Below are 25,933 nucleotides of genomic sequence, written 5' to 3'. Positions count from 1 at the left end.
GATTTGCTGCAAAGAAACAAAACTAAAAGCAGTAAAAAAAGAAAGGTCCGGCTGATGTACCGGACCTGTAAAATATGTTGAGATAAATTAAAGTTTGTTGAGATCTCCTGCCAGCAACTTCATTTCAGCCTCTGCGAGCTTAGCCATGTAAAGAGAATTGATATAACGTGTTTGTCCGTTGATATAATCGATCTGCACCTGGCGTAATTCAAGTGATGTGATGGCCAGCTTTCGGAAACGTTCAGTAGCGATCACATTATTTTCTTCGATCAATGCCAATGTGTTTTTTTCAAGCTTTACCAGATTGAGTGCGTTTTGAAAATTATAAAAAGCATTCAGCAAACTTGTATTTACCTGGTTCTTTAAACGGTCTATGACGATCTGTTGGTTTTTGATGCCAATATCAGCCACCTGTTCCTGGCGTTTGATATTACCACCCTGGAAAATAGGAATGGCTATTCCAATATTCCCGTTAGGTCCGAGGTTACGGTTGAATAAGGTGAAACCTGCATCGTTTTTACTTTGTGATAAATTGAAATTGCCGTTGAGTGTAACTGATGGTAAACGTTGTGAAATGATCTCACGCTTTTGTTGTACTAATACAGACAAGCTACTTTGAGCCAGTAACAGATCATAGTTATCTGTTGTAGCTTTTTGTTGCAGTGTTGCGTAGCTAACTGTAGCATCTGGTTCAATCACTTCCATTACTTCAAAAACTGTATCAGGTTTGCGGGCCAATAGATTATTGAAATTGGCTTTGGCTATACGGATATTATTTTCAATGGCTAACAAACTTCCTTTTTGTTGATTGAGATCTACTTCGGCTTGCAGGAAATCTGTTTTAGGTGCAGTGCCAATTGTAAACCTGCTTTCAGCGATCAGTTTACGTTCTTCAAAAAACTTGATGGTTGCCTGTAATGCTTTTCGTTGTTGATTAAGCTGTACAATTTCATAATAAGCAGCAATCACATTAAACACTGTTGTATTTACCTGGCTGCGGAAACTGAGTTCGCCGATCTTTTCTAATTCTTCTAAACGGCGTTTGCTTGCAAACATCCGCATACCATCAAAGATGCGCCAGCTTACAGCCAAACCTGCATTTAGGTTACGAAGAACAGCACCATTACGTTTAATGGTTGTGCCGTTTGATAAACGTTGTTCAAGATTATTAGAAGCAATACCAAGTGTGCTGTTAAGATTGATATTGGGCCACAAACCCGCAGTGCCCCAGTTGTTATTGATAGCGCCGATCTGTTGTTCATTCTTTACGATCTCAACATCAAAGTTTTTTTCAACGGCCATGCGTATAGCATCATCAACACTCAGCTTTGACGGTTCCTGAGCAAATGCAAGGATGTTAATCAGAAAGCTTAGTGATAACAGTTTCAGTCTCTTCTTCATGCACTTTAATTTTTTTGGATGACAGGTACGAATACATGGCAGGAATTACAAACAGTGTTAATACCAACGAGAACATAATTCCGCCCACAATTACAATACCCAACGGAATGCGGCTTGTTGATGCTGCACCTAATGACAATGCCAATGGTAATGCACCAAGTGCCATCGCAAGACTCGTCATTAAAATAGGACGTAAACGCATCGTTGCTGCTTCAATAACCGCAGGCTTCTTCAGCATGCCTGTGTGTTTTTTCTGATTTGCAAATTCAACGATCAGGATACCGTTCTTGGTCACTAGCCCGATCAGCATGATCATACCAATTTGTGAAAAGATATTGATGGTTTGATCGAATAACCACAACGAGAATAATGCACCTGCGATAGCCAATGGTACAGTAAACATGATCACTAATGGATCAATAAAACTTTCAAACTGCGCCGCCAATACAAGGAAGATCAATATCAATGCCAGGCCCAATGCGAAAAATGTATTGCCACTGCTCTCCGCAAAATCTCTTGAGTTACCTGATAATGCTGTGTTGAACGATTCATCAAGCAACTTATCTGCAATAGCTTCCATTTCTTTAATGCCATCACCAATTGTTTTGCCCGGTGCTAAACCTGCACTGATAGTTGCTGATTTATAACGGTTGAAATGGTAAAGCGTTGGCGGGGTAGTTTCCTCTTCGAAACTTACGAATTGATCAACAGAGATCATTTGTCCGCCAGCATTTCGAACGAAAAGATTTTTCAGATCGGTTGGATCATCACGATCATTTCTTAATACCTGGCCAATCACTTGGTACTGCTTACCATCTTTAATAAAATATCCCAGTCTTCTGTTACTTAGTGATAACTGCATCAGTTCAGAAATATCGGATACACTTACACCTAATTCACTTGCACGTAAACGATCAATATTTAAACGTAGCTCGGGTTTGTTGAATTTGAGATCGATGTCAACACTGGAGAACACAGGATTTTTTTGTGCTTCTTCTAAAAACTTTGGTAATACTTCTTTCAGCTTGTCAAAATTATTGTTTTGCACCACAAATGCTACTGGCAAACCGCCACGACGGTTTACTGAAATGGTTTGTTCCTGAATGGCAAATGCCCTTCCTTCATTATACTTTGGAAGATTTCGATTGATCACATCGACGATCTCTTGTTGCGAACGGTCACGTTCATCGGGATCAACAAGTAGCGAACGGACAAAACCACTGTTTACTGATCCTGCTCCTGTAAAACCCGGCGCAGTAACGGAGATCAATACCTTATTTTCTGGCACACTGTCCAGGACAAGTTGATTCAGTCTATCAATATAAGCATCCATTGCTTCAAAGCTGGTTCCCTCTGGAGCACTTACCTGTAAACGAAACTGGCTACGATCTTCCATTGGTGCAAGTTCACTTTGCAGCGTATTCCCAATTAACCAGATGATACCAAAACAAGCGAGGATTAAAATAAGTGCCACCCATCTTACACGCATAAAACCGATAAGCAGTTTATGGTAGCCACGTTCCATACCGGTAAAGAATGGTTCTGTTACACGATAGAACCAACCATGTTTGGTTCCTCCTTTGCGGGTAAGATAAACGTTGAGTACAGGTGTTAATGTGAGTGATACAAATGCAGAAATTAATACCGCACCCGCTACCACAATACCAAACTCACGGAACAAGCGTCCCACAAATCCTTCTAAGAAAATGATAGGAAGAAATACTACGGCTAATGTGATGGACGTTGCAATAACCGCAAAATAAATTTCTTTAGAACCTTCACGGGCAGCTTTGTATTTGTCCATGCCCTGTTCCATTTTCTTAAAGATGTTTTCTGTTACCACAATTCCATCATCCACCACAAGGCCCGTTGCCAATACAATGGCTAGTAGTGTAAGCACATTAATGGTAAAGCCGCTCAGATACATAATAAAGAATGCACCGATCAATGAAACAGGAATATCGATCAAAGGACGGATTGCAACGATCCAGTCTCGGAAAAAGAGAAAGATGATGAGCACCACCAATGCAAAAGAAAGCACAAGCGTTTCTTCTACTTCAGCAATGGACTTACGTACAAACTTTGTTTGATCCATACCCACATCAAGTGTAATATCTGCAGGTACTTCTTTTTTTATTTGTTCGTAACGTTTATAAAATTCATCGGCAATTGCAACGTAGTTACTGCCGGGTTGAGGAACAATTGCCAGGGCGATCATCGGTGTTCCACTTTCCTTCAAACCACTTTCTTCATTCTCCGGACCAAGTATAACTTGTCCTACATCTTTTAATTTAATATCACGCCCTTCAATATTTGCAACAATGAGATTATTGAAATCTTCTTCCGTAGTTAAACGGCCAAAGGTTCTAACAGTTAACTCCATGGTGTTACCTGAAATTTTACCAGATGGTAATTCCAGGTTTTCACGTTGAAGTGCTGTCTGCACGTCTTTTGCAGTTAACTTATATGATAATAATTTTTCAGGTTCAAACCAGATACGCATAGCATATCTTTTTTCGCCCCAGATATTCACAGTACTAACGCCGGGAATGGTTTGTATACGTTCAAGCAAATTATTTGTAGCATATTCTGTAACCTGTAGCGGGTTCCGGCTTTCACTTTGAATGGTCATTGAAAGAATCGGATCACTGCTGGCATCAGCTTTTGTAACAACAGGTGGTGCATCAAGATCGGCTGGCAGCGAACGAACTGTTTGTGATACTTTATCACGCACATCATTTGCTGCTTCCTCAAGATTAAAACCCAATTCAAACTCAACGTTGATATTACTGTTACCCTGGCTGCTGCTGCTGGTAATATTTTTTACACCGGCAATTCCGTTGATCGATTTTTCTAACGGTTCGGTGATCTGCGATTCAATAACGTCGGCATTGGCACCGGGGTAAGAAGTACGTACACTTATATTGGGAGGATCAATAGCAGGATAATCACGAATACCTAAAAAACGAAACCCGATGACACCAAACAAAACGATCATGATGTTCATCACAATGGCCAGCACGGGTCGTTTCAAACTCAGTTCGGAAATAGTCATACTTAATTATTGAACTTTTGAGAGTTTCACTTTTGCTTCTGGTTTTAAACCGAGAAGTCCGGTTGTAATAATAGTATCACCAGGAACAACGCCACTTGTAATTTCTACGTTGGCTGAATCACGAATACCTGTTTGGACATCTACAAATTTGGCAATACCATCTTTGTATAAAATCAGTTTTTTACCTCTTGCCTGTGGCAGGATGGCTTGCGATGGAACAAGGATAGCGTAGTCATTTCTTGCAAAGTCCATATCTACTTTTGCAAAGGAACCAGGCACTAATGCGGCATCATTTTGCTGCACCATACAACGCACATTTAAACCACGTGTAGTTTCACTTACAGTTGATTCAGTTGCATACACCTTTGCCAGGAATTTTCTGCTGCTACCTTCAGTTGAAAAGCTGATGGTTTGACCGATGCGTATTTTGGAAGTATATTTTTCAGGAACGCTGAACTGCAGTTTCATTTGGCTTAACTGCCGAAGACTGGTAATGATAGTTGCCGGAGTGATGTATGCGCCATTTGAAATATTTCTGAAACCGATCTTGCCATTAAATGGTGCACGAATCTCTGTTTTTACTATGTTCGTACGCAGCAGTTCAATATCTGCATTAATATTGCTCACCTGTAAAAAACTAAGATCATAATCTTGCTGACTGATACCACTAATTTTCAACAACTCTTTATTGCGTTCTTCTGTTTTTTCAGCGATTTGTAATTGTACCTGGAGCTTTTTTAATTGTGCCTGCAGATCACCATCAAACAATTTTACCAGCAATGCTCCCTTATTAACGTAAGCCCCTTCGTTAATGGAATGTGAAACTACACGACCACTTACTTCAGCCTGTATCTGTGTTTCTTCCATCGGCAAAAGTGAACCGGGAAGTTGAACGGGCTCGCTTACAGATCCTGTTTTAACGATATAACCAACAACCGTCATCGGTGCTTGCTGACGGCCTCCCTGTGGTGCTGCGGATTGTTTTTTTTCGTCTTTACAGCTTGTTGCCAATACGAATATGGCAGCTGCTACCAATGTAATTATTCTCATGTGTTGTATAGAATGGCTAAAGGTAAGCATAGAACAATTTTATGCCCCTACAGTTGGATGAGTGGTAAAAACATTGGTTAGTCTTCGGAAATAATTGCTTGTATACGAATTCTTATGAATAAAAGGGGCGTTTACTTCGTTTTTACTTTCAATAAATGTTTGATGCGGTTGGCTTTATATGTTAGCTCGCTTCGGTCTTTACCAATAACGGTAACGTGGCCCATTTTACGACCCGGCTTGGTATGTGTTTTGCCATAAATATGCACAAAGGCATTCTCCATTTTCAATACATCATCAAGACCTTCATAGTATGCAGCTCCGCTGTAACCTTCTTCACCAACAATATTTAAAATAACGGATGGCATGATGGCATCGGTACAGCCAAGTGGGTAACCAAGCATAATGCGCCACAACATATCGAATTGCGATGAGTAATTTCCTTCAATACTGTGATGACCACTGTTGTGTACTCGTGGGGCTGTTTCATTCACCAATACATCGCCGTTCTTATCAACAAATAATTCTACAGCAAATAAACCGGGCGATTCAAGATTTCGTACAACCGCCATGGCAATAGCTTCCACTTTCCAGAATGTTTTTTCAGGAAGTTCGGCAGGGGAAACCTGGTAATCTAACAAATTTAAATGTGGATCAAAAACCATTTCAGCTGGCGGGTACATGGTTGTTTCACCATCTTGTCCCACTGCCACGATCATGGCAATTTCTTTTTGAATGGGTACCAGTTTTTCCAATACTGCAGGTGCATCAAAACCACGTTCAAGATCTTTTGCTGTTTTTAATATTTCAACACCACGACCATCATAACCACCCATGCCTACTTTATGTGCCGCCGGTAAAAAAGAAACCAATGCGTTCAGTTCTTCTTTGTTTTCGGTGATTACAAACTCAGATGTTGGTATCTGGTGATGTTGATAGAATTTCTTTTGTTCAATTTTATTTTTGATGATGCGCAAAGCAGTTGGTTTTGGAAAAACTTTTACGCCTTCTGCTTCCAGTTTTTCCAATGCTTCCACATTTACACTTTCAATTTCAATGGTGATAGCATCCAATCCTTTGCCAAAGTTGTAAACGGTTTCAAAATCTTTGATATCGCCTTTTGTAAAGTGATGACAGAGATGTGCCGATGGACAATGCTCATCATTTTCAAGTATATATGTTTCAACAGGATAATTGGCTGCTGCCTGTAATAACATACGGCCTAACTGTCCGCCGCCGAGGATGCCGATTTTTTGCATGCGGCAAAGATAATTGCTTAGAAGGTTTCTGTTTGAAGTTGCCGGTTTTATTTAATTTTGCCCTATGCACCCTGATTATGCCAATAAACGCTTCCACGATAAACGCAGCAATTACTGTTTGCTGATGGAAGTATTGGCGATTGACTCCAACTGATTGTTTGAGAAAGGTTCTGTTCTTTGAACCTGATTTGTTCCTCTTTTATTGAATTTTAAAATCAACAATCATGTCAACAATTGCTGTTAACAAACAACAGGCTGTACAAAAAGATTTTCTTCCGTTGCACGGAACTGATTACGTAGAATTTTATGTAGGCAATGCCAAGCAGGCCGCTCATTTTTATATTTCAGCATTTGGATTTCAACCATTGGCTTATGCCGGTCCGGAAACAGGTATCAAAGACAGGGCAAGTTATGTGGTACGTCAAAACAAACTTACGCTGATGCTCACCACACCATTGCGTCCGGATAATGAAATGGCTGATCATATTTATAAACATGGCGATGGCGTAAAAGCATTGGCTTTAAAGGTTGACGATGCGGCTTCGGCTTTGCATGAAACAACCAGCCGTGGTGCAAAACTTTATAAGGAAACAACAACCTTAACCGATGATCATGGAACAGTTGTTATCAGTGGTATTCATACTTATGGCGATACAGTTCACTTATTTATTGAACGCAAAGATTACAAAGGCGTGTTCATGCCCGGTTACAAGGAGTGGAGCAATCCGTATTTCAAAGTAAAAGAAACGGGCTTGCAATATGTTGACCATTGTGTTGGTAATGTTGGCTGGAACCAAATGAATCCATGGGTAGGGTTTTATGAAAATGTTATGGGCTTTCGCAATATTCTCAGCTTTGATGACAACGACATCTCAACAGAATATTCAGCTTTGATGAGTAAAGTAATGAGCAATGGAAACGGTTATGTAAAGTTCCCCATCAATGAACCGGCAGAGGGGAAAAAGAAATCACAGGTTGAAGAATATCTCGATTATTATAATGGCGAAGGGGTGCAACATGTGGCCATGGCTACCAATAATATTGTAGAAACGGTTACTGAATTACGCAGCAGAGGAATAGAATTTTTGCAGGTCCCTACTACCTATTATGATGATCTTCTCGATCGTGTTGGCCATATTGACGAAGATCTTGCACCGTTGAAAGAATTAGGTATTCTGGTTGACAGGGATGATGAAGGATATTTACTTCAGATATTTACCAAGCCTGTTGAAGACCGACCTACGCTGTTTTTTGAGATCATTCAGCGTAAAGGGGCCCAGAGTTTTGGTAAAGGAAACTTTAAAGCCTTGTTCGAGGCAATAGAAAGAGAGCAGGAAGCCAGAGGAAATCTGTAATTTTACGGGGCAGTTTTACTGCCCCTTTTCATTTGAATTTATCCACAAATTGAAATATTTTTGACAACAGTCCGTTCATAACAAATCCAGTATGCTCAATAAAAGCCTTTTACTTATTCTTAGTTTGAGCCTGTGCGTAACAGGTGTATCTGCACAATCGCCATATGAGGGGAGTAGTGCTACCGTCTCTGCCGCACGTAGCTTTAAAGGTGCTGGTATATTTTCCAAAGTAGAAGATTCATTACGAAAAGAGTTAAAAGACAAAGGTTTTCAATGGCCTTTAAAGTACATGTATGTGCGTGCCTTTAAACACGAAAAGCAATTGGAAGTGTGGCTGAAGAACGACTGGGACGAAAAATTTGAACTCTTCAAAGTATACAAGGTATGTGCCACATCCGGCACCTACGGACCAAAGCGTAAAGAAGGCGATAAGCAGATTCCCGAAGGTTTCTATTATATAAATGAATTTAAACCCAACAGTAATTATCATTTAGCCTTGGGTTTAAATTATCCTAATGCATCTGATGCTATTTTAAGTGATCATACCAAACCTGGTGGCGATATTTACATTCATGGCAACTGTGTAACCATTGGTTGTTTGCCCTTGACAGATTCGTTGATTGAGCAAGTGTATTATCTCGCATCAGTTGTAAAAGATCAGGGGCAGGATTTTATCCCGGTTCATATTTACCCCGTTCGATACGATAATCAAAAGGGCATGGAGCAGCTTGTGACCAAAACAAAAAACAAGCAGGATGTTCAGGAGTTTGCAAAGCAGATCAAAGATGCATATGAATTCTTTGAAGACACGCATCAGCTGCCTACGGTACTAATTGCAAAGGATGGCAGTTATGTAGTGGCCACAAATCCTGAAACACCGAAAGTAAAGCGTATTAAAGTAATTGAAACCAACAATAAGGCAAATCCATATGCTGCCTGGGCGTTAGAAGAAAAGGTTGATCGTGTTCCTTTTCATAAAGATGGTAATGCAGCCTTACAAAAATGGTTATTTAATTTAAGTCAATCTCTTGTTCCATATTTGGAAGGAAATGCTTCAATGTCTCTGCAGGTTGAATTCATTGTTGATAAAAATGGCAACACTGCATTAGCAACGGTAATTCGTGGTGGCCATGCCGAATTGAACAGAGTAGTGAAAGAAAAATTTGAAAAAGAATTGAAATGGCAACCGGCTACTAAAGATGGCCAGCCTGTAAATACAAAGCTGATTCAGAACCTCAATATTGCAGCACCCGAAGATTTATAGTATCTTTCGAGTTCGAACCACAAAACCCAACATCCAGCATTCATGTAAAGCGATCTGTACGCCGTGGAAAAACCCACCACATGAAATTTGGACAGTTTATAATTACCTGCTTATCTCTAACTGCTTTTTTATCTCCAAAAAGAAGCGAGGGGCAATCTATATCCGGTGTTATAAACAGTTATCATAACGTAACGGCTATTGTCAACGGCACACACAATTCTTACTCATACACAGGAATCACTCTGGAAAGTATTGCTGGCCTTTCAACGGGTGATCGTGTCCTTATCATTCAAATGAAGGGAGCAACGATTGATCAAACAAATACTTCAAGTTTTGGAAATATCAGTTCAATCGCAAATGTCGGAAATGCAGGTAAGTATGAATTTTCATCTATATGTGGGTTTTTGAATAACACAATTGTATTAAGCAACCATTTATTGAATACGTATGATGTTTCGAGCGTTCAGGTGATACGTGTACCCGTATTTACAGATGTTACAGTTGCTGGTACATTGTTAGCAACAGAATGGAATCCCGCTTCTGAAACTGGAGGAGTTATTGCTTTTGAAGCAACGGGTACAATTACACTGAATGCAAATATCAGTGCCGATAGTGCAGGATTTAAAGGCGGGCCACTGTTTAGAAACACAACATATCATTGTGGTTCTGAAACTGCTTGGTATTACGGCTTAATAGGAAACGAAGGAGCCCCCAAAGGAGAGGGTATTGCAGCATTTATCAGTAATAAAGAATATGGGAGGGGAAAGCAGGCAAATGGTGGTGGTGGTGGGAATGAAGATAATACCGGTGGTGGTGGTGGATCGAATTATGCGGCTGGTGGTAATGGCGGGAATAAATCAGTGACATGTGTTGCCACAGTGCATGGCGAACCCGGCCTTGCTTTGAGTGGATTTGGATATTCATCCTCAAACAATAGAGTTTTTTTAGGTGGTGCCGGAGGAAACGGAGAAAGTAATAATGATTATGGTGGCGCTTCAGTTTCTGAAGGAACCCCTGGTGGAGATGGAGGTGGATTGATTTTTATTAAAGCAAACGAATTAGTCGGAAATGGGTTTACTATCTCAGCAAACGGAGCGCAGGGTGTAAATCCTGGCTTACCGGTTAAAACAGAAGCCAATGGCGACGGCGGTGGTGGCGGTGGTGGCGCCGGCGCGGTTATGCTAAACATAACGGCTTATACCGGCAGTGCAATTATACAAGCAAGGGGGGCAAATGGCAGCAACGCTGGTTTTCAGACTGCTTGCCCAGGTCCCGGTGGTGGTGGTGGTGGTGGTGTTATTTGGCACAGTGGAACTTTACCAGGTACAATTACAACTAATGTAAGTGGTGGTGCAAGCGGTATTATCAAAAATGCACCATCACATAATCCATCGTGTGAGGGATTACCCAACGGTGCTGCTGCTGGAACCGCTGGTATTGTTCAATCAGGTTTCGTCGCACCTCAAGGAACCAATACTATCGACTGTTCTATTTTGCCACTTGATCTGTTGAAACAATTTACTGGTAAGCGAAACAACCGATCTATTCAACTAAACTGGACATTGACGAATGTTGAAAACGTTCAAAAAGTTATATTGGAGAGAAAAACAGGTAATGAACAGTTTAAAAAAATAGCTGAACAAATTAACCCTTCAACTGTAAATGGTTTTTATACAGATGAAGAAACAAGCTCCAATGCAACTTATCGTCTTGTGCTTTATGCGTTGAACGGCGAACGACAATACTCGAATCATGTATTTATTGAAGCGCCGGAACGAAAAACATTTCATCTTTATCCCAATCCTGCAAACGATGATGTAACAATTCAATTGCCAGCGAATTTCACTGGTAAAACATATGTAGTTGTAACCGATATAACTGGTCGACAAGTCATCAATCAACAACTATTTATTCAATCATCGCAAATCAATACTGTTGTTTCGGTGAAACACTTACCTGCTGGAATTTATAATATTCGTTTAGAAAATAAAGATGGTTCGTACTCAGCAAAACTGCTGAAGCAATAATTACAACAATAGCATCTGCACCGTTTCAGGGCTTTGCTGTTTTAATTCAATTGTTTTTCCTGCTGTTAACCGCTCAATGGTTTCAGAGTCGTAATGCCGGATGCTGAGCAACGTTAATCCCTTCTCCACTTGGACATCAAATTCATCGGAGGCAGCTAATGCAAGTTTCTCCACTTTGTCAGTACGATCATCAATACACAACTGCAAATTCACGGCATGTGTTTGAATAAGATTGGGTTTAATGTGCAGCTTCGCCATTATTTCATACAGATCGCTCATGGGTTGTTCTCCAATAAAGGAAAAATCTTTCGTGTGCAGTTGCAGCAATACCTGGTTTTGTTTGATGACAATGATCGGCGGCAGATTCTTTACGGGGTTGTTATGAATAACAGTGCCGGGTAAGCTTGCATCAGCAAAACATTTTACATACAACGGAATATTTTTATTCTGTAGTGGCTTAATGGTTTTTGGATGGATCACTTGTGCACCATAATATGCCATTTCAATTACTTCATCATAATTCAATTCGCTGATGTATTGTGCATCGGCAAATAATTTCGGATCAGCATTCATTACACCTTTTACATCTTTCCAGATGGACACGCTTTCTGCATCGAGCATATATGCAAATACCGCAGCAGTATAATCACTTCCTTCACGACCAAGTGTGGTACTTTCATTTTCATCAGTACAACCAATAAAACCCTGCGTCACCACAATATTGTTGATTGTAAATAAAGGTTTGATGATTGTATTTACTTGTTGTTGTGTAAATGAAAAATCAATAGCAGCATCACGGAAATTATCATCGGTACGGAATACGTCACGAACATCGATCCATTGATTGCTGATGCCAATTTCATTAAGGTATGCGCTTACAATGGAGGTGCTCAATAATTCACCAAGGCAAACGATCTGGTCGTAATAATAATCATAATCACGAACCGGTTGATCATGCAACAGCCATTCCACTTCCGTAAAGAAATTATTGAACTGCACCATCAACGGATTGAAATGTGTAACGAGCAAATACTTTGCTTCATCAAGATGTTGAAGCTTCACTGCACGGAACAATTGCAATGCTTCTTCTTTCTTGCCAGCAAAAAAAGCTTCGGCTACTTTCTCCAATGCGTTGGTTGTTTTGCCCATCGCCGAAATAACGATCATCAATTGCTCATCAGGAAATTGTTTGAGGATGTTGCCAAGGTTCTGCACTTTTTCATAGTTACTGACGCTGGCACCACCGAATTTGAAAACACGCATGCATTTGAAAATTGATTGGCAAAGATAGGGCAGAGCTATGGTCTGATGATATTTGTTACTGCACTATAGCCATGACCTTACAATTTAAATTCGTAAGAGGGTACTGTAACAGAAAATGAACTGCCTTTTCCTAACTCGCTGAATACTTTTATTTCTCCTTTATTGAGATGAACAAATTCCTGAGCAATAATTAACCCGAGACCGGTGCCCATTTCACCTTCGGTACCATTTTTACTGGCCACCTTTCCAACCGTAAAAATAGAATCTGATACTTCTTTGCTCATCCCGGTTCCGGTATCGGTAACAGATACCGTAGAATTAATGCCATCAGTTGCAGCGGTAATACTGATAGTGCCACCGGCTGTTGTAAATTTCACTGCATTGTTTATAATGTTTCGAATAATAAATAAATATTGATTTTTATCAGCAAACAAATTGATATTTTCATCAATTGTATGGCTGATGGTTATTTGTTTTTTTGCCGACGGCTCTTTAAAGACAGCTATCGTTTCATCTACTACATCTGCTGCTGTAAATAACGAAGGATGTACTTCTGCTTTTTTCATTTGTAGCTGGGCCCAGGTAATAAGGTCATCGGTTAATTTACGTGCATTATCAATGAGGTTTTTCGATTCTGTTACTAACTCTTGCATTTGTTCATCGGGCAATTTTTTTAATTGACCCGAGAATAAAAAATGAGTAAACGAGGAAACAGCATTAAGTGGTGCACGTAAATCGTGCGATACAATGCTGAAAAATTTATCCTTTGTATGATTTAATTCTGCCAGTTTTTCATTCTGGCTTTCAATAATAATATTCTTTTGTTCCAATTGTTCATTGGTAGTACGAATTTTTTTAATTGTCCTGATCAGTAATAGAAGCAGGATTATTGTAATAAAGGAGAAACCACCAATAAAATAAAGAATTATATTTTTTTGTTTTGCACGTTCGTCCTTTAGTTTGTTTTCAATCTCAAGGGCACTGTTTTCTTTTTCAACCTTATACATTTTGGTAAAGCCTGCAACCAATTGATTTTTATCACGCATCTCAATTTTTGCGAGGCTGTCAGATACTTGTATGAATTTTGAAGTGTATTCAAGTACTTTGCTTTTCTGGTTAGTTCTGGTATACAGATCTATCAGGTTCAGATAAATCTGTCTTGTGTAACGTGTAAGTTTGTAATGTGATACAAATGATGCAGCTTCATGCAAGTGAAACTCTTCATGTTTTAAATTTTTCCTTAATTTATTGATTGTTGCCAGTTCCAGAAAAGCTTCAATGGTGGCAATTTTTTGCGAATTGTCTTTCAGTGAATCGGAGATCTGTAGAATTTTGATGAAGTATATTTCAGCTTCATCTGCATTATTCTCAGCCAATAGGATTTTCCCCATTACCTTATAGCAGGAGGAGAGAACTTGTACATTGCCTATTGACTTATTGATGCCGATAGCCCGTTCCGTTAAATCTTTTGCTTTTGTAAGTTCCTTGTTGTTAAAGTAGCTTTCTCCAAGGTTATGGGCCGTAACGCCTATTCTTTCAAGTATACCTTGCCGTGAATGGATTTCATATGATAATTTATGATAGGCTATTTCTTTCGGTATGTCGTTCAAGTAACGGTACATATGCCCCATTGAAATATAACAATTTGCCAATCCTACAGAGTCGTGCAATTCCCGATAACCTTCAATTGCCTTTTGGAGGTTAAATACCGTATGGTAATAGCTGCCAAAATAGGTATAAATGCTGCCGAGATTACGGTACGATTCAGCAATACCTTTTTTATAACTAATCCTGAGAGAAAGCTCCATTGCCTTCTGAGTAAAAGAAAGCGCCTCAATGGGCTTAACATATGCAAGGTTTCTGCTTATGATATTGTTGCTGTTGATACGTGTTGTGTCATGTATATCTGACCGTTCTAGTAACATTAACAAAGAGTCATTCTTTTGAGCAATAACTTTTGTTAATAAGCACAGTGGGAAAAGTAAGAGTAATAGGTAACGGTACAATGCTGAAAACTGGTTTTGGGTAATTTTGAAAAACTGAATAAGGGAAAGGTAAAAAAAGTAAAGCTAACAGTTGTAAAATGAGCTTAGTTTAATGGAAATAGACCACCCGGGTTGGTAAATAATCAAAATGCCTGTCCATTAAAGCGATTGCTGGATCTCTTAAATAGTGAAACAAGAAAGGATATACGTTTCCGTTTCTGCCATTTTTTCACCTTCGGCACCCATGGCATTATCATTGAGTAGAGTAAGTGAACTTAAAAACAATCCAGATCATGGGAAAGATTATAGGAATCGACTTAGGTACAACAAATAGCTGCGTGTCCGTCATGGAAGGGAACGAGCCTGTTGTAATTGCAAACGATGAAGGGCGCCGTACAACCCCGTCGGTAGTGGCTTTTTTGAAAAACGGTGAACGTAAAGTGGGTGATCCTGCAAAGCGCCAGGCCATCACAAACCCAATTAATACTATTAGCTCCGTGAAGCGTTTTATGGGTCGTCGGTTTGACGAAGTGGGCGAAGAGATCAAACACTGGAGCTATAAAGTGTCTCAAGGTGACAATAATACCGTTCGTATTGACATAGATGGCAGACTGTATACGCCGCAGGAAATTTCAGCAATGGTGCTTCAGAAAATGAAGAAAACAGCTGAAGATTACCTGGGACAGGAAGTAACAGAAGCGGTTATTACCGTGCCTGCTTACTTTAACGATGCACAACGCCAGGCTACAAAAGAAGCCGGTGAAATTGCAGGTTTAAATGTTCGTCGAATTGTGAATGAACCTACAGCTGCGGCATTGGCTTACGGTCTCGATAAAAAACACAAAGACCAGAAGATCGCCGTATTTGATCTTGGTGGTGGTACATTCGATATTTCAGTTTTGGAATTAGGTGATGGTGTATTTGAAGTAAAATCTACTAACGGTGATACACACCTTGGTGGTGACGACTTTGATAAAGTGATCATCGATTGGTTGGCTGATGAATTTAAAAACCAGGAAGCAATTGATCTGCGTAAAGATCCTATGGCTTTACAACGTTTGAAAGAAGCTGCTGAAAAAGCAAAAGTTGAATTGTCTTCTTCAAGCGAAACTGAGATCAACCTGCCTTATGTTACAGCAGTTGATGGTGTTCCAAAACACCTTGTATTAAAATTAACCCGTGCAAAATTTGAAGCATTAGCTGATAATTTATTCACCCGTTGTTTGAAGCCTTGCGAAGCCGCATTGAAAGATGCAGGTCTTTCTACCAGCGATATTGATGAAATAATCTTAGTAGGTGGTAGTACACGTATCCCTAAAGTGCAGGAGATCGTTGAGAAATTCTTTGGTAAAAAACCAAACCGTGGTGTAAATCCTGATGAAGTAGTAGCAGTTGGTGCAGCTATTCAGGGTGCGGTATTAACCGGTGAAGTGAAGGATGTATTGTTGCTCGACGTTACTCCGCTGAGTCTTGGTATTGAAACTTTGGGTGGTGTAATGACGACGTTGATCGCCAGCAACACAACTATTCCTTCTAAGAAAAGTGAAACATTCTCTACTGCGGCCGATAATCAACCTGGTGTACAAATCCATGTATTGCAGGGAGAGCGTCCGATGAGTAAGGATAATAAGAGCTTGGGTATGTTTAACCTCGATGGTATTCCGCCAGCTCCACGTGGTGTTCCTCAAATTGAAGTAACTTTTGATATTGATGCTAATGGTATTTTGCATGTAAGTGCAAAAGATAAAGGCACAGGTAAAGAACAAAAGATCCGTATTGAGGCAGGTAGTGGTTTGAGCAAGGAAGAAATTGAAAAGATGAAGAATGAAGCTAAGGCCAACGAAGCAGCTGATAAGGCAGAAAAAGAAAAAGTAGAAAAGATCAACCAGGCTGATAGTTTGATCTTCCAAACAGAAAAGCAGTTGAAAGAGTACGGCGATAAAATTGGAGCTGATAAGAAAGCACCTATTGAAGCTGCTCTTACTAAACTGAAAGATGCTCACAAAGCACAGGACTTAGTAGCTATTGATGCAGCTATGACAGAAATGAACACGGCATGGACAGCAGCAAGTGAAGAAATGTACAAAGCAACACAGGAGGCACAGGGTGCGCAACCTGGTGCTGATGGAGGTGCCGGTCCGGATGCTTCAGCAGGTCCGAAAAGTGATAATGTAGAAGATGCACAGTTTGAAGAGGTGAAATAAGCCGCTCAATTGAATTGAAGCATTAATTATAATAGAAAAGCCCCGACAAATTTGTCGGGGCTTTTCTATTATGAAGAAAATGGGAGCATTAAAAAACCCGTCGCTATTCAGCAACGGGCAATCATTTATAATAAAGTTACACTAATAATTAAATAAGGTCCAGCGCCTTTACGAAGTAATAACAGATAAAAGGAAAAGTTGCGGTGATGTAATTGGCAAAAGCCGGAGTAAAGTAAAATATCACACAAGCAGCTACAGAAACAAAAAACAAGATCCAGTTTAATGCAGATGATTTCTTTTCCATGCGTTAAAAATTTTTGCGAAGATAAGGGAAGAGGAGTGAACAGAAAAGTACTGTAGAAAATCTCAATTCACCTGCCCATAATTACTTCCTGTAGGCCATTTGTAACATCACATGTATATGTTATTGGTTTTATTAATTCATTTTCAGTACTTTGCTGCCATTATTAACCAAAAAACAAAGCTCTACTATGAGAAAGATTATCATCGTCCTATTAGCAGCCGTATTCAGTGTTTCTTCTTATGCAGGCATTATCTATGTTCCTGCAAATGCGTCAGACAATGCAAAAGCTGGTGTTGAAACCACCATAGAAAAAGTAAAAGCAACCAATATGGATGCATTCCTGGCCCTTACTCCGGCAAAAGTCCAAGAAATGACTGGCAAGAAAATGACATTCGGCCAGAAGATTGCTCTGAAAATGGCACAAAAGAAATTGAGCAAACAACTCAACAAAGGCAAGTCAATTGATATAAAGGATGAAAGACAAATGCTTCGTTTGTGGATCATTTTCGCATTGGTTGCAATTGTTTTGGCAATCATTGGATGGTTTGTTCCATTCGTTTGGTTCCTGTCTGGCCTAGCATGGCTGGCAGCAGTGATCTTCTTTATCCTTTGGTTGATAGCGATAGCAGCTTAATTCAATCTACTTATAAAAAAGACCCTCAGTTTGAGGGTTTTTTTTTGCCCTGATACGTCCTTGGTTTATTTTTACTTCGAAACAAACTTATATATGAGCGACAAACAGCAATTTTTAGAAGAACAGCAGCGGTATATTGAGCAGGATGGATTTCGCATTCATTCATTTGATTTCAGCCGTCCATGGGGTGGATTTTTTGTGTTGGATGAAAGCCAGGCCGATCTTTTCATTGAAACATACTTTCCTACTTATAAAAAAGAAGATTTAATGCTGGGTAATAAACTCAGCCCAAAGATTCTGGTAGTAGAACCTGGCAAACGCTTATCATGGCAATACCATCATCGTCGTGCTGAGATATGGCGTGTGGTTGAAGGAGAAGTGGGTGTTGTAATGAGTGATACCGATGAAGAAACAGAAGTGAATATATTTGAAGCGGGAGATATTATTGTACTGTCGACCGGTCAGCGCCATCGTTTGGTTGGATTAAAAGATTGGGGTGTAATTGCTGAGATATGGCAGCACACCGATACAGCAAATCCTTCAGATGAAGATGATATCGTTCGTTTGCAGGATGATTTTGGCAGGTAGAAGTAACTAGCTGATAAAATGAAAAGATGTGTTGTAAAATCTGCACATCTTTTTTTATGGATTTTCATTAACTTAAACCTGAATTAAACCCGTATAGAATGAGAAAAGTTTCGCATATACTCCAGCGCAAAGGCAAAAATGTTATTTCAGTTGAACCAGGCTTGCCTGTTATCAATGCATTGCAGTTAATGGCCGAAAAAAATATCGGTTCGGTTATGGTGATGGAGGGAAGTGAATACCTTGGGGTAATGACGGAGCGTGATTATGCCCGTAAGGTTATCCTGAAAGGAAAATCATCAACCGAAACATTTGTAAAAGATATTATGACCACAGGTTTGCCACGCATTACCCCTGAAAATTCTATTGAAACCTGCATGCACATTATGAGCGAAAGTAATATCCGTTACCTGCCTGTGTTTGTGAACGATCAGGTAACTGGTATTATATCAATTAATGATGTGGTTACAGAAACCATCCTTTCGCAGAAGGAAACAATTGAACAGTTGCAGAATTATATCCAATCATAAATTTTAATAGCCGGCAGTCAGTAACGGCCAAAGAAAACATTCCGTTAAACTATTCCATCATTTGATGAACGGTCTTGCCGTGGCCTTTCCGTGTGTAACTTTGCCGCTGCATGAAACATCTCTCGTATCTCAATAAATATTTCTGGAAGTACAGGTGGCGGTTGTTGCTGGGTATTATTTTCATTTTCATCTCCAACTATTTTGCGGTATTAGCACCGCAGGTAACCGGCTATATTATTGATAAGGTACAGGCATTCTTAACAAGCAGCACTCCCAAGGGCTTACTCCGGCAAGATGATTGGCTGGTAGTTGCTACTGTTAACGGGATCGAAAAAATGTCGATGTCGCCAACAGGTATTGTGGCAATGCTTGCTGCAATGTTGTTACTGTTTGCTGTGTTGCGGGGTTTCTTTATGTTCCTGATGCGGCAAACCATCATCGTGATGAGCAGGCATATTGAATTCGATCAAAAAAACGAAGTATTTCAACATTACCTGCAACTTGATGCTAACTTCTATAAGACCCATGAAACAGGAGATCTCATGAATCGCATGGCTGAAGATGTGAGCAGGGTGCGTATGTACACTGGTCCTGCCATCATGTATCTCATCAACCTCATTGCGCTTATTTCTCTAAGTGTATTTTATATGGTGAAGAAGAATGCAGAGCTGTCATTGTATGTATTGGCACCAATGCCTATCCTTGCCATCACTATTTATTTTGTAAACAACATCATTCATAAAAAGAGCGAAGAGGTTCAAGCCAAGCTTTCTGATCTCACTACCAACGCACAGCAATCATATTCTGGCATTCGAGTCATTAAATCTTTTGTACAGGAAAAAGCCATGCTGCGTTTCTTTGAAACCAATAGTGAACAATACCGAAACAGTGCAACAGGGTTATATAAAGTTGAAGCTATTTATTTCCCCATCATGGGTCTTATCATTGGCATCAGCACATTGCTGGTTATATTGGTGGGTGGATTGAAATATATGGAAGGCCAGATCAATTTCGGCGATATGGCTGCCTTCATTATGTATCTCACGATGCTGGCATTTCCTGTGAGTGCCATCGGTTGGGTGGCCAGTACCATTCAACGGGCAGCAGCCTCACAGCAACGGTTAAATGAATTTTTACTTACAAAAACAACTATACCAACACCTGTTGACGGTATAAAAAATAAACTGGAAGGTGATGTGCAATTCGAAAACGTGAGTTTTGTATATCCACACACCGGTATTGTTGCATTGAAAGATTTCAACCTTCACATAAAGAAAGGGGAGAAGGTGGCCATCATTGGTCGCACAGGTTCAGGCAAATCAACCATTGCGCAATTGCTACTTCGATTTTATGACCCATCAAAAGGAACTGTGCGGATTGATGGTATTGAAATAAAGCAACTGGAATTACAGCATTACCGCAGCCAGGTAAGTTATATACCACAGGAGGTATTTCTGTTTAGTGATACCATTGCGAACAATATTGCATTTGGAACAGGGAATAATACTGAGGAGGAAATTAAAACCGCAGCAATGTCTGCATCGGTGCACCGGGATATTCAATCGTTCCCACAAGGATACCAAACAATGGTTGGGGAGAGGGGTGTAACACTTAGTGGCGGACAAAAGCAACGTATTTCTATTGCCCGTGCATTGGTGAAAGATCCTGGTCTTATTATTATGGATGATTGTTTGAATGCGGTGGATGCCCGGACTGAAAAGGAAATACTTACACATCTGGCAACTTACCTGCAACATAAAACGGCCATCGTTATTACCCATCGTATATTTTCCCTTCTTCAATTCGATCGGATCATTGTGATGGACAAAGGCCGGATTGCTGAGCAGGGAACGCATGAGCAATTGCTGCAGCAGCAGGGTTTGTATGCTGATTTATACAATCGCCAACAGCTCGAGGAAACTCCTTCCTGAGAGGTGAAAATCAACGTCGTTTGAAGCTTTTTGGAAAATTTTGCCAAATCGAAAAGAAATATATCTTTGTCGCTGTTTGAAAAAAAGCATTGCAAACTAAAACCTAAAAACTGTGGCGTACGAAAACAATGACAAACGGATGGAAAGTATTTACAGCAAGCGCATCCGTGCTGGTAAGAGAAGAACGTATTTCTTTGATGTAAGATCTACACGTGGCAACGATTATTATCTCACCATTACGGAGAGCCGTAAACGTTTTACGGGTGAAGGGTACGACCGTCATAAGATTTTTCTGTACAAAGAAGACTTCAACAAGTTTATTAAAGGATTGAATGAAGCGGTTGATTATGTGAAAACAGAATTAATGCCCGATTTTGATTTTGATGCATTCAACCATGAAGATGCTCCATCAAGTGGCGATGGTGAATACAGCAATAATGAGGCAATTGAATCGTCAAATGGGACGCCTGTAGCAACTGCTGCACCTGCGGCATCAACTCCGGCCCCTGTTCAGGATGCACCTGCTGCACCTGCAGTTGAACAAGTACCTGCAACAAGTGGCGATAACCTCGCTAACGAAGAGGTTGATAAATGGTAAGAACCGAAACCGACTGATAAAAGTAAACCCCCAACTAGTTGGGGGTTTTTAGTTTCATAACCGGACAGAAAAACATCAATATACTTTCACCATGTAAACGTAATCCTGGATCTTCTTCACCTGTTCGCTTGCACCCATTCCTTTTACTGAAGATTTAGAAGGCAGTTTCAGCTCAATGGTTGAATCATCTTTTTTCAATTGATTCACGGTTTCAATGATATATTTCGATTGGATGGCGAATACAACACCATCAGCTTTTGTTTCTTTTGTACTCAGGATACCAATAACCTCACCATTCTTGTTAAATACCGGTCCACCACTGTTACCGGGGTTAGCCGCAACAGCTATCTGGCAACTGAGAGTATCTCCGTTAAAACCTGTTTTGGCACTCAGGTAACCTTCACCGTAAACAATTTCATTACGTGGATAACCAAGTGTGAAAATAGGTTCAGCAATATCGGTTGATGATTTGCGGATACCGTACGGAAGTGTACCAAGTGATTTGTAGTCTTTATCTACGATCTTGAGAATAGCAATATCTTTTGCTGCATCAACTTTTACAATGATTGCTTTGAATTCATCACCCTTGCTATTTAATACGATAATACCTTTTGCATTTCGCAATACGTGTGCATTGGTTACGAGGTAGCCTTTGCCATCAACTAAAAATGCAGAACCAAATCCTGTTACAGAAGTTCCGGTAGGTATTTTTGTTGCGTTGGCTATGTGATTGATACGGTTATCCTGTTGTCTTTGTTTCTCCTTGATCACGTTCACCGTATTCACTAACTCCTGTACCTGCTTATTGTTACTTTTTGGAGTAAACAGCAACGTCATTCCACTGATAGAGATAGCAGTAATACCTGCTATAGAAGCAGCAATGGTCATGGTTCGTTTGTAACGCTTCCACATGTTCACCACTTTAGCGCTGGTTGACAGTACCTCTTCTCTTATCTCTCCATCCTGGAGCAATTGGTTGTGCACCTCATGCAACGAATGTTTCATTTCCCTCACACCACCGTAACGTTCAAACTGCTGCAGGAAAAACGAATGCTCCACTACCATCTGGTCAACTTCCTGGTTTGTTTCCCGAAGTTTCTCAAACATAGCTTTCTCCTCGGCATTCATTTCGCCGTTGAGGTAACGCTCAGTTGCATCTAATAGTAAAATTTCATCCATCTCAGTCCACTTTTTTATATTGAGCAAAGAATAACTTCTTTAGTCTCATAAGGCACTTATACTTTTGGTTCTTGGCGTTATCGGCATTGGTGTAGCCAAACTCAGCGGCAATATCCAGCATTTGTTTTTTCTGGATATAATACGATTCCAGTAAACTTTTGCAGGGCTCACCTAAATGGTTCAGTGCTTTTTCCATTACCCCAAACGCTTCGTTTTTACGATCATGTTCTTCAAGCTCTTCCTCAACCGGTACCACATCTTCTAAACTTTCAACCGGAGCCCCAAAACGTTGCAACTGCTGTAAACGTTTCAACCAAAGCCGCCTGCAAACCGAGTAAACATAAGTTTTGATCTGGCAATTCAGCTCCAGTTGTCCATTTTTTGCCTTCTCATAAAGAACGATCATAGCTTCCTGAAAAACGTCCCTTGCATCGTCTGTTGTACCGTTATTGTTCAGTATAAACGCTTGAACCATACTATAGTTCTGCTTATATAGGGTTTCAACCGCCTTTCTATCGTTACGGGCCAATCCTTCCAATAATTCCGATTCGTTTATCTCAGGTTTCACTAGCTGTGTTATTTTAATACCCAAAAGGGCAAATTGTAACCCAAAGAACGGCTAAAAATATTTTTTAAAAAAACCGGGTTACCTTTTCCCGCTTCCTGTATTAATCCCTGATAATTATCTTAAACTTTAAAAATTAGAAAGAATGAAAAAGGTTTTATTAGCGTTCGCTATCCTCGGTTTTGTAGCTTGTAACAATGAAGGTGAAAAAGAAGCAACTACTGACACAACAGTTGTAGTTCCTGCTGACACAACTGCTCCAGTTATCGTTGATACTACAGCGAAAGATACTACAGCTCCAGCTGCAGTTGACACAACTAAAAAGTAATTAGTTACCCTGGGCTTTCGTGAAGAAAGAAAATCCCAGCTTGCCGGGTAGTGACTAAGCCCGAGGATAAAGATTTTCATATGGCAAGCAATCGTTAACGGCCGTTCCATTCCTGGAATGGCTTTTTTCGTGTCTTGAATCAACCGTTTTTACTTCAACCATCAATTTAAAACTAATAGTTCCTGAACTTGCTCCAAACGGTTGCACAGATTTTTTTTACGACTAACACTTGTTTTATGCTTGCTCTGGTTTATTTTTGACTTGATGACAATCAACAAAGGATACCGTTTCTTTTATTTTAGCTTCTTTTATTTTAGAATGAAGCCGGGACTCCTGTTGTTGAATGCGAACTAAACGAACGAAACGAATCAACATAAAGAATCCCGGCCAAAAGGTCGGGATTCTTCATTTTAAGCATTATGGCAAAAGTTACGATACAAGGTTACGAAGGCAGTTTTCACCAGGAAGCGGCAAGACAATTCTTTGGAAAGGATGTGGAAGTAATCCCCTGTGCAACGTTCAGGGAGGTGGTAAAGATCGGCGCCAATAAAAAAGAAAGCGACGGCGCAGTGATGGCGATTGAAAATTCTATTGCCGGCAGCATTTTGCCCAACTATAATTTATTACAGAAAAGTAACCTGGTGATTGTTGGCGAAGTGTATCTGCACATCAAACAAAACCTGATCGTTAACCAGGGAGTAAAGCTGGAAGACATTAAGGAAGTGCATTCGCACACGATGGCTTTGCAGCAGTGTTACGATTTTTTGGATAAGTATAAATGGAAGTTGGTTGAAACAGAAGACACGGCGTTGAGTGCAAAACATATCCATCAACACAAGAGCAAGCATATTGCAGCCATTGCAAGTAAACTGGCTGCAGAATTATATGGGTTGAACATTATTGCTCCGGCCATTCAAACCATGAAGAACAACTATACAAGATTCCTCATTTTACAACGTGAACAAAACGGATCTATTGAACATGCCAATAAAGCATCGGTGAATTTTGTAACCGATCATTCAAAAGGAAGTTTAGCAAGAGTGCTGGGACAAATTGCAGATGGTGGCATTAATTTAAGTAAGCTGCAAAGTTTCCCGATACCCGGGACAGATTTTAAATACAGCTTTCATGCAGATATGGAATTTGAAACCATTGAGCAGTTTCAGAAAGTAATTGAAGCAATTAAACCTTCAACTGTTGAGTTGAAAATCTATGGTGTATATAAAAACGGAAAGACAGTTTAATATGATACAGACAGCAAAACGATTGGATGGTATTGGTGAGTATTATTTCTCGCAGAAGTTGCGGGAAATCGATGAACTGAACAAGCAAGGTAAACAAATCATCAATCTGGGTATTGGCAGCCCCGATTTACCACCGCACCCGGATGTAATTAAAACCTTGCAGGAAGAAAGTGCGAAGCCGAATGTACATGCTTATCAATCGTACAAGGGTTCAATTGTGTTACGCAAGGCTATGAGTGACTGGTATAAGAAATGGTACAATGTTGATTTGAATGCTGATACTGAAATTCTTCCGCTCATTGGTAGCAAAGAAGGGATCATGCATATCTGTATGACGTATTTAAATGAAGGCGATGAAGTATTGGTGCCGAATCCGGGCTATCCAACATACAGGAGTGCTGTAAAACTTGCAGGTGGGGTTTCGGTGAATTACGATTTGAAAGAAAACAACAACTATGCACCTGATTTTACAGCATTGGAAGCAGCTGATCTTTCAAAAGTGAAATTGATGTTTGTGAATTATCCGCAGATGCCAACCGGACAGTTGCCCGACAGGAAATTATTTGAACAACTGGTTACATTCGGAAAGAAAACAGGTATCCTCATCATTCATGATAATCCGTACAGTTTTATTTTGAATGAGCATCCGATGAGTTTATTGAGTATTGATGGCGCAAAAGATTGTGTGCTGGAATTAAACTCACTCAGCAAAAGTCAGAATATGGCGGGTTGGAGAGTGGGTATGCTGAGCGGAGCAAAAGAACGTATTGATGAAGTGCTTCGTTTTAAAAGTAATATGGATAGCGGTATGTTTCTGCCAGTGCAATTGGCTGCGGCAACAGCATTGAATCTTGGCAAAGATTGGTATGATGGAGTAAACAAAATTTACCGTGAACGCAGAGAAAAAGTATTTGAATTATTGGATCTGTTGAACTGTGTGTATTCAAAAGATCAGGTTGGTATGTTCGTATGGGCAAAGATCCCAGCGAAATATAAAACCGGCTATGAGTTGAGTGACGAAGTATTGTATAACAGTAATGTATTTATTACACCGGGCGGCATTTTTGGAAATGCAGGTGATGGATACATACGGGTGAGTTTGTGTGCGCCGGTTGCAAGATTCGAAGAAGCAATTGCTCGTATAAGTCAAAAGTAAAAGGTCAAAAGTGAAAAAG

At 40.1% G+C, this 25,933-nt stretch carries 21 protein-coding genes; 12 read left to right on the top strand and 9 right to left on the bottom strand.

Features of this window, described 5'->3' with window-relative positions; translation table 11 throughout:
* Window positions 1–87 precede the first annotated feature (87 nt).
* The 4 genes from WG954_RS00555 to WG954_RS00540 all read right to left on the bottom strand — a co-directional run bounded on the left by WG954_RS00555 (window position 88) and on the right by WG954_RS00540 (window position 6,762).
* A complete protein-coding gene (locus WG954_RS00555; RefSeq protein WP_340432555.1) occupies window positions 88–1,401 on the bottom strand; it encodes a TolC family protein in 1,314 nt (437 codons plus the stop codon).
* On the bottom strand, window positions 1,358–4,456 hold the full coding sequence (locus WG954_RS00550; RefSeq protein WP_340432552.1) for an efflux RND transporter permease subunit: 3,099 nt from the start codon (window positions 4,454–4,456) through the stop codon (window positions 1,358–1,360). The genes WG954_RS00555 and WG954_RS00550 overlap by 44 nt, the downstream gene beginning before the upstream one ends.
* Window positions 4,457–4,462: 6 nt before the next feature.
* On the bottom strand, window positions 4,463–5,506 hold the full coding sequence (locus WG954_RS00545; protein ID WP_340432550.1) for an efflux RND transporter periplasmic adaptor subunit: 1,044 nt from the start codon (window positions 5,504–5,506) through the stop codon (window positions 4,463–4,465).
* Window positions 5,507–5,637: 131 nt separating this feature from the next.
* Window positions 5,638–6,762: a 5-(carboxyamino)imidazole ribonucleotide synthase gene (locus WG954_RS00540; protein ID WP_340432548.1), complete on the bottom strand. Its 1,125-nt coding sequence runs from the start codon at window positions 6,760–6,762 to the stop codon at window positions 5,638–5,640.
* A gap of 224 nt (window positions 6,763–6,986) precedes the next feature.
* Between WG954_RS00540 and hppD the strand changes: the two genes are divergently transcribed.
* The 3 genes from hppD to WG954_RS00525 all read left to right on the top strand — a co-directional run bounded on the left by hppD (window position 6,987) and on the right by WG954_RS00525 (window position 11,408).
* A complete protein-coding gene (hppD, locus tag WG954_RS00535; RefSeq protein WP_340432545.1) occupies window positions 6,987–8,117 on the top strand; it encodes a 4-hydroxyphenylpyruvate dioxygenase in 1,131 nt (376 codons plus the stop codon).
* A gap of 91 nt (window positions 8,118–8,208) precedes the next feature.
* Window positions 8,209–9,381 carry a L,D-transpeptidase family protein gene (locus WG954_RS00530; protein WP_340432543.1) on the top strand — a complete coding sequence of 391 codons (1,173 nt, stop codon included), beginning with the start codon at window positions 8,209–8,211 and terminating at the stop codon, window positions 9,379–9,381.
* Between the two features lie 80 nt (window positions 9,382–9,461).
* Entirely contained in the window at window positions 9,462–11,408 is a 1,947-nt protein-coding gene (locus WG954_RS00525) for a T9SS type A sorting domain-containing protein (protein ID WP_340432541.1), read from the top strand.
* On the opposite strand, the gene WG954_RS00520 is transcribed toward WG954_RS00525, so the two are convergent.
* Window positions 11,409–12,671 (bottom strand): aspartate kinase, encoded by a 1,263-nt coding sequence (locus WG954_RS00520; RefSeq protein WP_340432538.1) that lies wholly within the window; start codon window positions 12,669–12,671, stop codon window positions 11,409–11,411.
* Window positions 12,672–12,748: 77 nt separating this feature from the next.
* Window positions 12,749–14,479, bottom strand: coding sequence for a tetratricopeptide repeat-containing sensor histidine kinase (locus WG954_RS00515; RefSeq protein WP_340432537.1), 1,731 nt, complete (start codon window positions 14,477–14,479; stop codon window positions 12,749–12,751).
* A 470-nt stretch (window positions 14,480–14,949) separates the two neighbouring features.
* On the opposite strand from WG954_RS00515, the gene dnaK reads away from it, so the two are divergent.
* A complete protein-coding gene (gene dnaK, locus WG954_RS00510; RefSeq protein ID WP_340432536.1) occupies window positions 14,950–16,860 on the top strand; it encodes a molecular chaperone DnaK in 1,911 nt (636 codons plus the stop codon).
* Between the two features lie 148 nt (window positions 16,861–17,008).
* On the opposite strand, the gene WG954_RS00505 is transcribed toward dnaK, so the two are convergent.
* Window positions 17,009–17,164: a hypothetical protein gene (locus WG954_RS00505; protein WP_182801924.1), complete on the bottom strand. Its 156-nt coding sequence runs from the start codon at window positions 17,162–17,164 to the stop codon at window positions 17,009–17,011.
* A gap of 187 nt (window positions 17,165–17,351) precedes the next feature.
* On the opposite strand from WG954_RS00505, the gene WG954_RS00500 reads away from it, so the two are divergent.
* From WG954_RS00500 to WG954_RS00480, 5 genes are all read left to right on the top strand, one after another.
* Window positions 17,352–17,798: a hypothetical protein gene (locus WG954_RS00500; protein ID WP_340432533.1), complete on the top strand. Its 447-nt coding sequence runs from the start codon at window positions 17,352–17,354 to the stop codon at window positions 17,796–17,798.
* 93 nt (window positions 17,799–17,891) lie between these two features.
* The gene (locus tag WG954_RS00495; RefSeq protein WP_340432530.1) at window positions 17,892–18,386 is read left to right on the top strand and encodes a cupin domain-containing protein; all 495 of its coding nucleotides are present in this window, start codon (window positions 17,892–17,894) and stop codon (window positions 18,384–18,386) included.
* A gap of 98 nt (window positions 18,387–18,484) precedes the next feature.
* Complete coding sequence (locus tag WG954_RS00490) at window positions 18,485–18,913, top strand: CBS domain-containing protein (RefSeq protein ID WP_340432528.1); 429 nt, start codon at window positions 18,485–18,487, stop codon at window positions 18,911–18,913.
* A 110-nt stretch (window positions 18,914–19,023) separates the two neighbouring features.
* Entirely contained in the window at window positions 19,024–20,844 is a 1,821-nt protein-coding gene (locus WG954_RS00485) for an ABC transporter ATP-binding protein (RefSeq protein ID WP_340432525.1), read from the top strand.
* A 112-nt stretch (window positions 20,845–20,956) separates the two neighbouring features.
* Window positions 20,957–21,442: a DUF3276 family protein gene (locus tag WG954_RS00480; RefSeq protein WP_340432524.1), complete on the top strand. Its 486-nt coding sequence runs from the start codon at window positions 20,957–20,959 to the stop codon at window positions 21,440–21,442.
* A gap of 75 nt (window positions 21,443–21,517) precedes the next feature.
* Here WG954_RS00480 and WG954_RS00475 read toward each other — a convergent pair whose 3' ends face one another.
* Together WG954_RS00475 and WG954_RS00470 are read right to left on the bottom strand one after the other, a co-directional pair.
* A complete protein-coding gene (locus WG954_RS00475; protein ID WP_340432522.1) occupies window positions 21,518–22,621 on the bottom strand; it encodes a S1C family serine protease in 1,104 nt (367 codons plus the stop codon).
* Window position 22,622: 1 nt separating this feature from the next.
* On the bottom strand, window positions 22,623–23,189 hold the full coding sequence (locus WG954_RS00470; RefSeq protein WP_340432520.1) for an RNA polymerase sigma factor: 567 nt from the start codon (window positions 23,187–23,189) through the stop codon (window positions 22,623–22,625).
* Window positions 23,190–23,331: 142 nt separating this feature from the next.
* Between WG954_RS00470 and WG954_RS00465 the strand changes: the two genes are divergently transcribed.
* The 3 genes from WG954_RS00465 (at window position 23,332) to WG954_RS00455 (ending at window position 25,914) form a co-directional block, all read left to right on the top strand.
* On the top strand, window positions 23,332–23,514 hold the full coding sequence (locus WG954_RS00465; RefSeq protein ID WP_340432518.1) for a hypothetical protein: 183 nt from the start codon (window positions 23,332–23,334) through the stop codon (window positions 23,512–23,514).
* A 419-nt stretch (window positions 23,515–23,933) separates the two neighbouring features.
* Window positions 23,934–24,758 (top strand): prephenate dehydratase, encoded by an 825-nt coding sequence (locus WG954_RS00460; protein WP_340432517.1) that lies wholly within the window; start codon window positions 23,934–23,936, stop codon window positions 24,756–24,758.
* Window position 24,759: 1 nt separating this feature from the next.
* Entirely contained in the window at window positions 24,760–25,914 is a 1,155-nt protein-coding gene (locus WG954_RS00455; protein ID WP_340432515.1) for a pyridoxal phosphate-dependent aminotransferase, read from the top strand.
* Window positions 25,915–25,933 lie beyond the last annotated feature (19 nt).

Source organism: Lacibacter sp. H375, from assembly GCF_037892425.1.
In the GTDB taxonomy this organism is placed as follows: domain Bacteria; phylum Bacteroidota; class Bacteroidia; order Chitinophagales; family Chitinophagaceae; genus Lacibacter.
The sequence above is the reverse complement of the archived record's forward strand: the minus strand, read 5'-3'. Positions and strand labels throughout refer to the sequence as shown.

Bases quoted from the DNA above. Each gene is read 5' to 3' on its own strand.
- WG954_RS00555 (WP_340432555.1), bottom strand. From the start codon at position 1,401: ATGAAGAAGAGACTGAAACTGTTATCACTAAGCTTTCTGATTAACATC.
- WG954_RS00550 (WP_340432552.1), bottom strand. From the start codon at position 4,456: ATGACTATTTCCGAACTGAGTTTGAAACGACCCGTGCTGGCCATTGTG.
- WG954_RS00545 (WP_340432550.1), bottom strand. From the start codon at position 5,506: ATGAGAATAATTACATTGGTAGCAGCTGCCATATTCGTATTGGCAACA.
- WG954_RS00540 (WP_340432548.1), bottom strand. From the start codon at position 6,762: ATGCAAAAAATCGGCATCCTCGGCGGCGGACAGTTAGGCCGTATGTTA.
- hppD (WP_340432545.1), top strand. From the start codon at position 6,987: ATGTCAACAATTGCTGTTAACAAACAACAGGCTGTACAAAAAGATTTT.
- WG954_RS00530 (WP_340432543.1), top strand. From the start codon at position 8,209: ATGCTCAATAAAAGCCTTTTACTTATTCTTAGTTTGAGCCTGTGCGTA.
- WG954_RS00525 (WP_340432541.1), top strand. From the start codon at position 9,462: ATGAAATTTGGACAGTTTATAATTACCTGCTTATCTCTAACTGCTTTT.
- WG954_RS00520 (WP_340432538.1), bottom strand. From the start codon at position 12,671: ATGCGTGTTTTCAAATTCGGTGGTGCCAGCGTCAGTAACTATGAAAAA.
- WG954_RS00515 (WP_340432537.1), bottom strand. From the start codon at position 14,479: ATGGAGCTTTCTCTCAGGATTAGTTATAAAAAAGGTATTGCTGAATCG.
- dnaK (WP_340432536.1), top strand. From the start codon at position 14,950: ATGGGAAAGATTATAGGAATCGACTTAGGTACAACAAATAGCTGCGTG.
- WG954_RS00505 (WP_182801924.1), bottom strand. From the start codon at position 17,164: ATGGAAAAGAAATCATCTGCATTAAACTGGATCTTGTTTTTTGTTTCT.
- WG954_RS00500 (WP_340432533.1), top strand. From the start codon at position 17,352: ATGAGAAAGATTATCATCGTCCTATTAGCAGCCGTATTCAGTGTTTCT.
- WG954_RS00495 (WP_340432530.1), top strand. From the start codon at position 17,892: ATGAGCGACAAACAGCAATTTTTAGAAGAACAGCAGCGGTATATTGAG.
- WG954_RS00490 (WP_340432528.1), top strand. From the start codon at position 18,485: ATGAGAAAAGTTTCGCATATACTCCAGCGCAAAGGCAAAAATGTTATT.
- WG954_RS00485 (WP_340432525.1), top strand. From the start codon at position 19,024: ATGAAACATCTCTCGTATCTCAATAAATATTTCTGGAAGTACAGGTGG.
- WG954_RS00475 (WP_340432522.1), bottom strand. From the start codon at position 22,621: ATGGATGAAATTTTACTATTAGATGCAACTGAGCGTTACCTCAACGGC.
- WG954_RS00465 (WP_340432518.1), top strand. From the start codon at position 23,332: ATGAAAAAGGTTTTATTAGCGTTCGCTATCCTCGGTTTTGTAGCTTGT.
- WG954_RS00460 (WP_340432517.1), top strand. From the start codon at position 23,934: ATGGCAAAAGTTACGATACAAGGTTACGAAGGCAGTTTTCACCAGGAA.
- WG954_RS00455 (WP_340432515.1), top strand. From the start codon at position 24,760: ATGATACAGACAGCAAAACGATTGGATGGTATTGGTGAGTATTATTTC.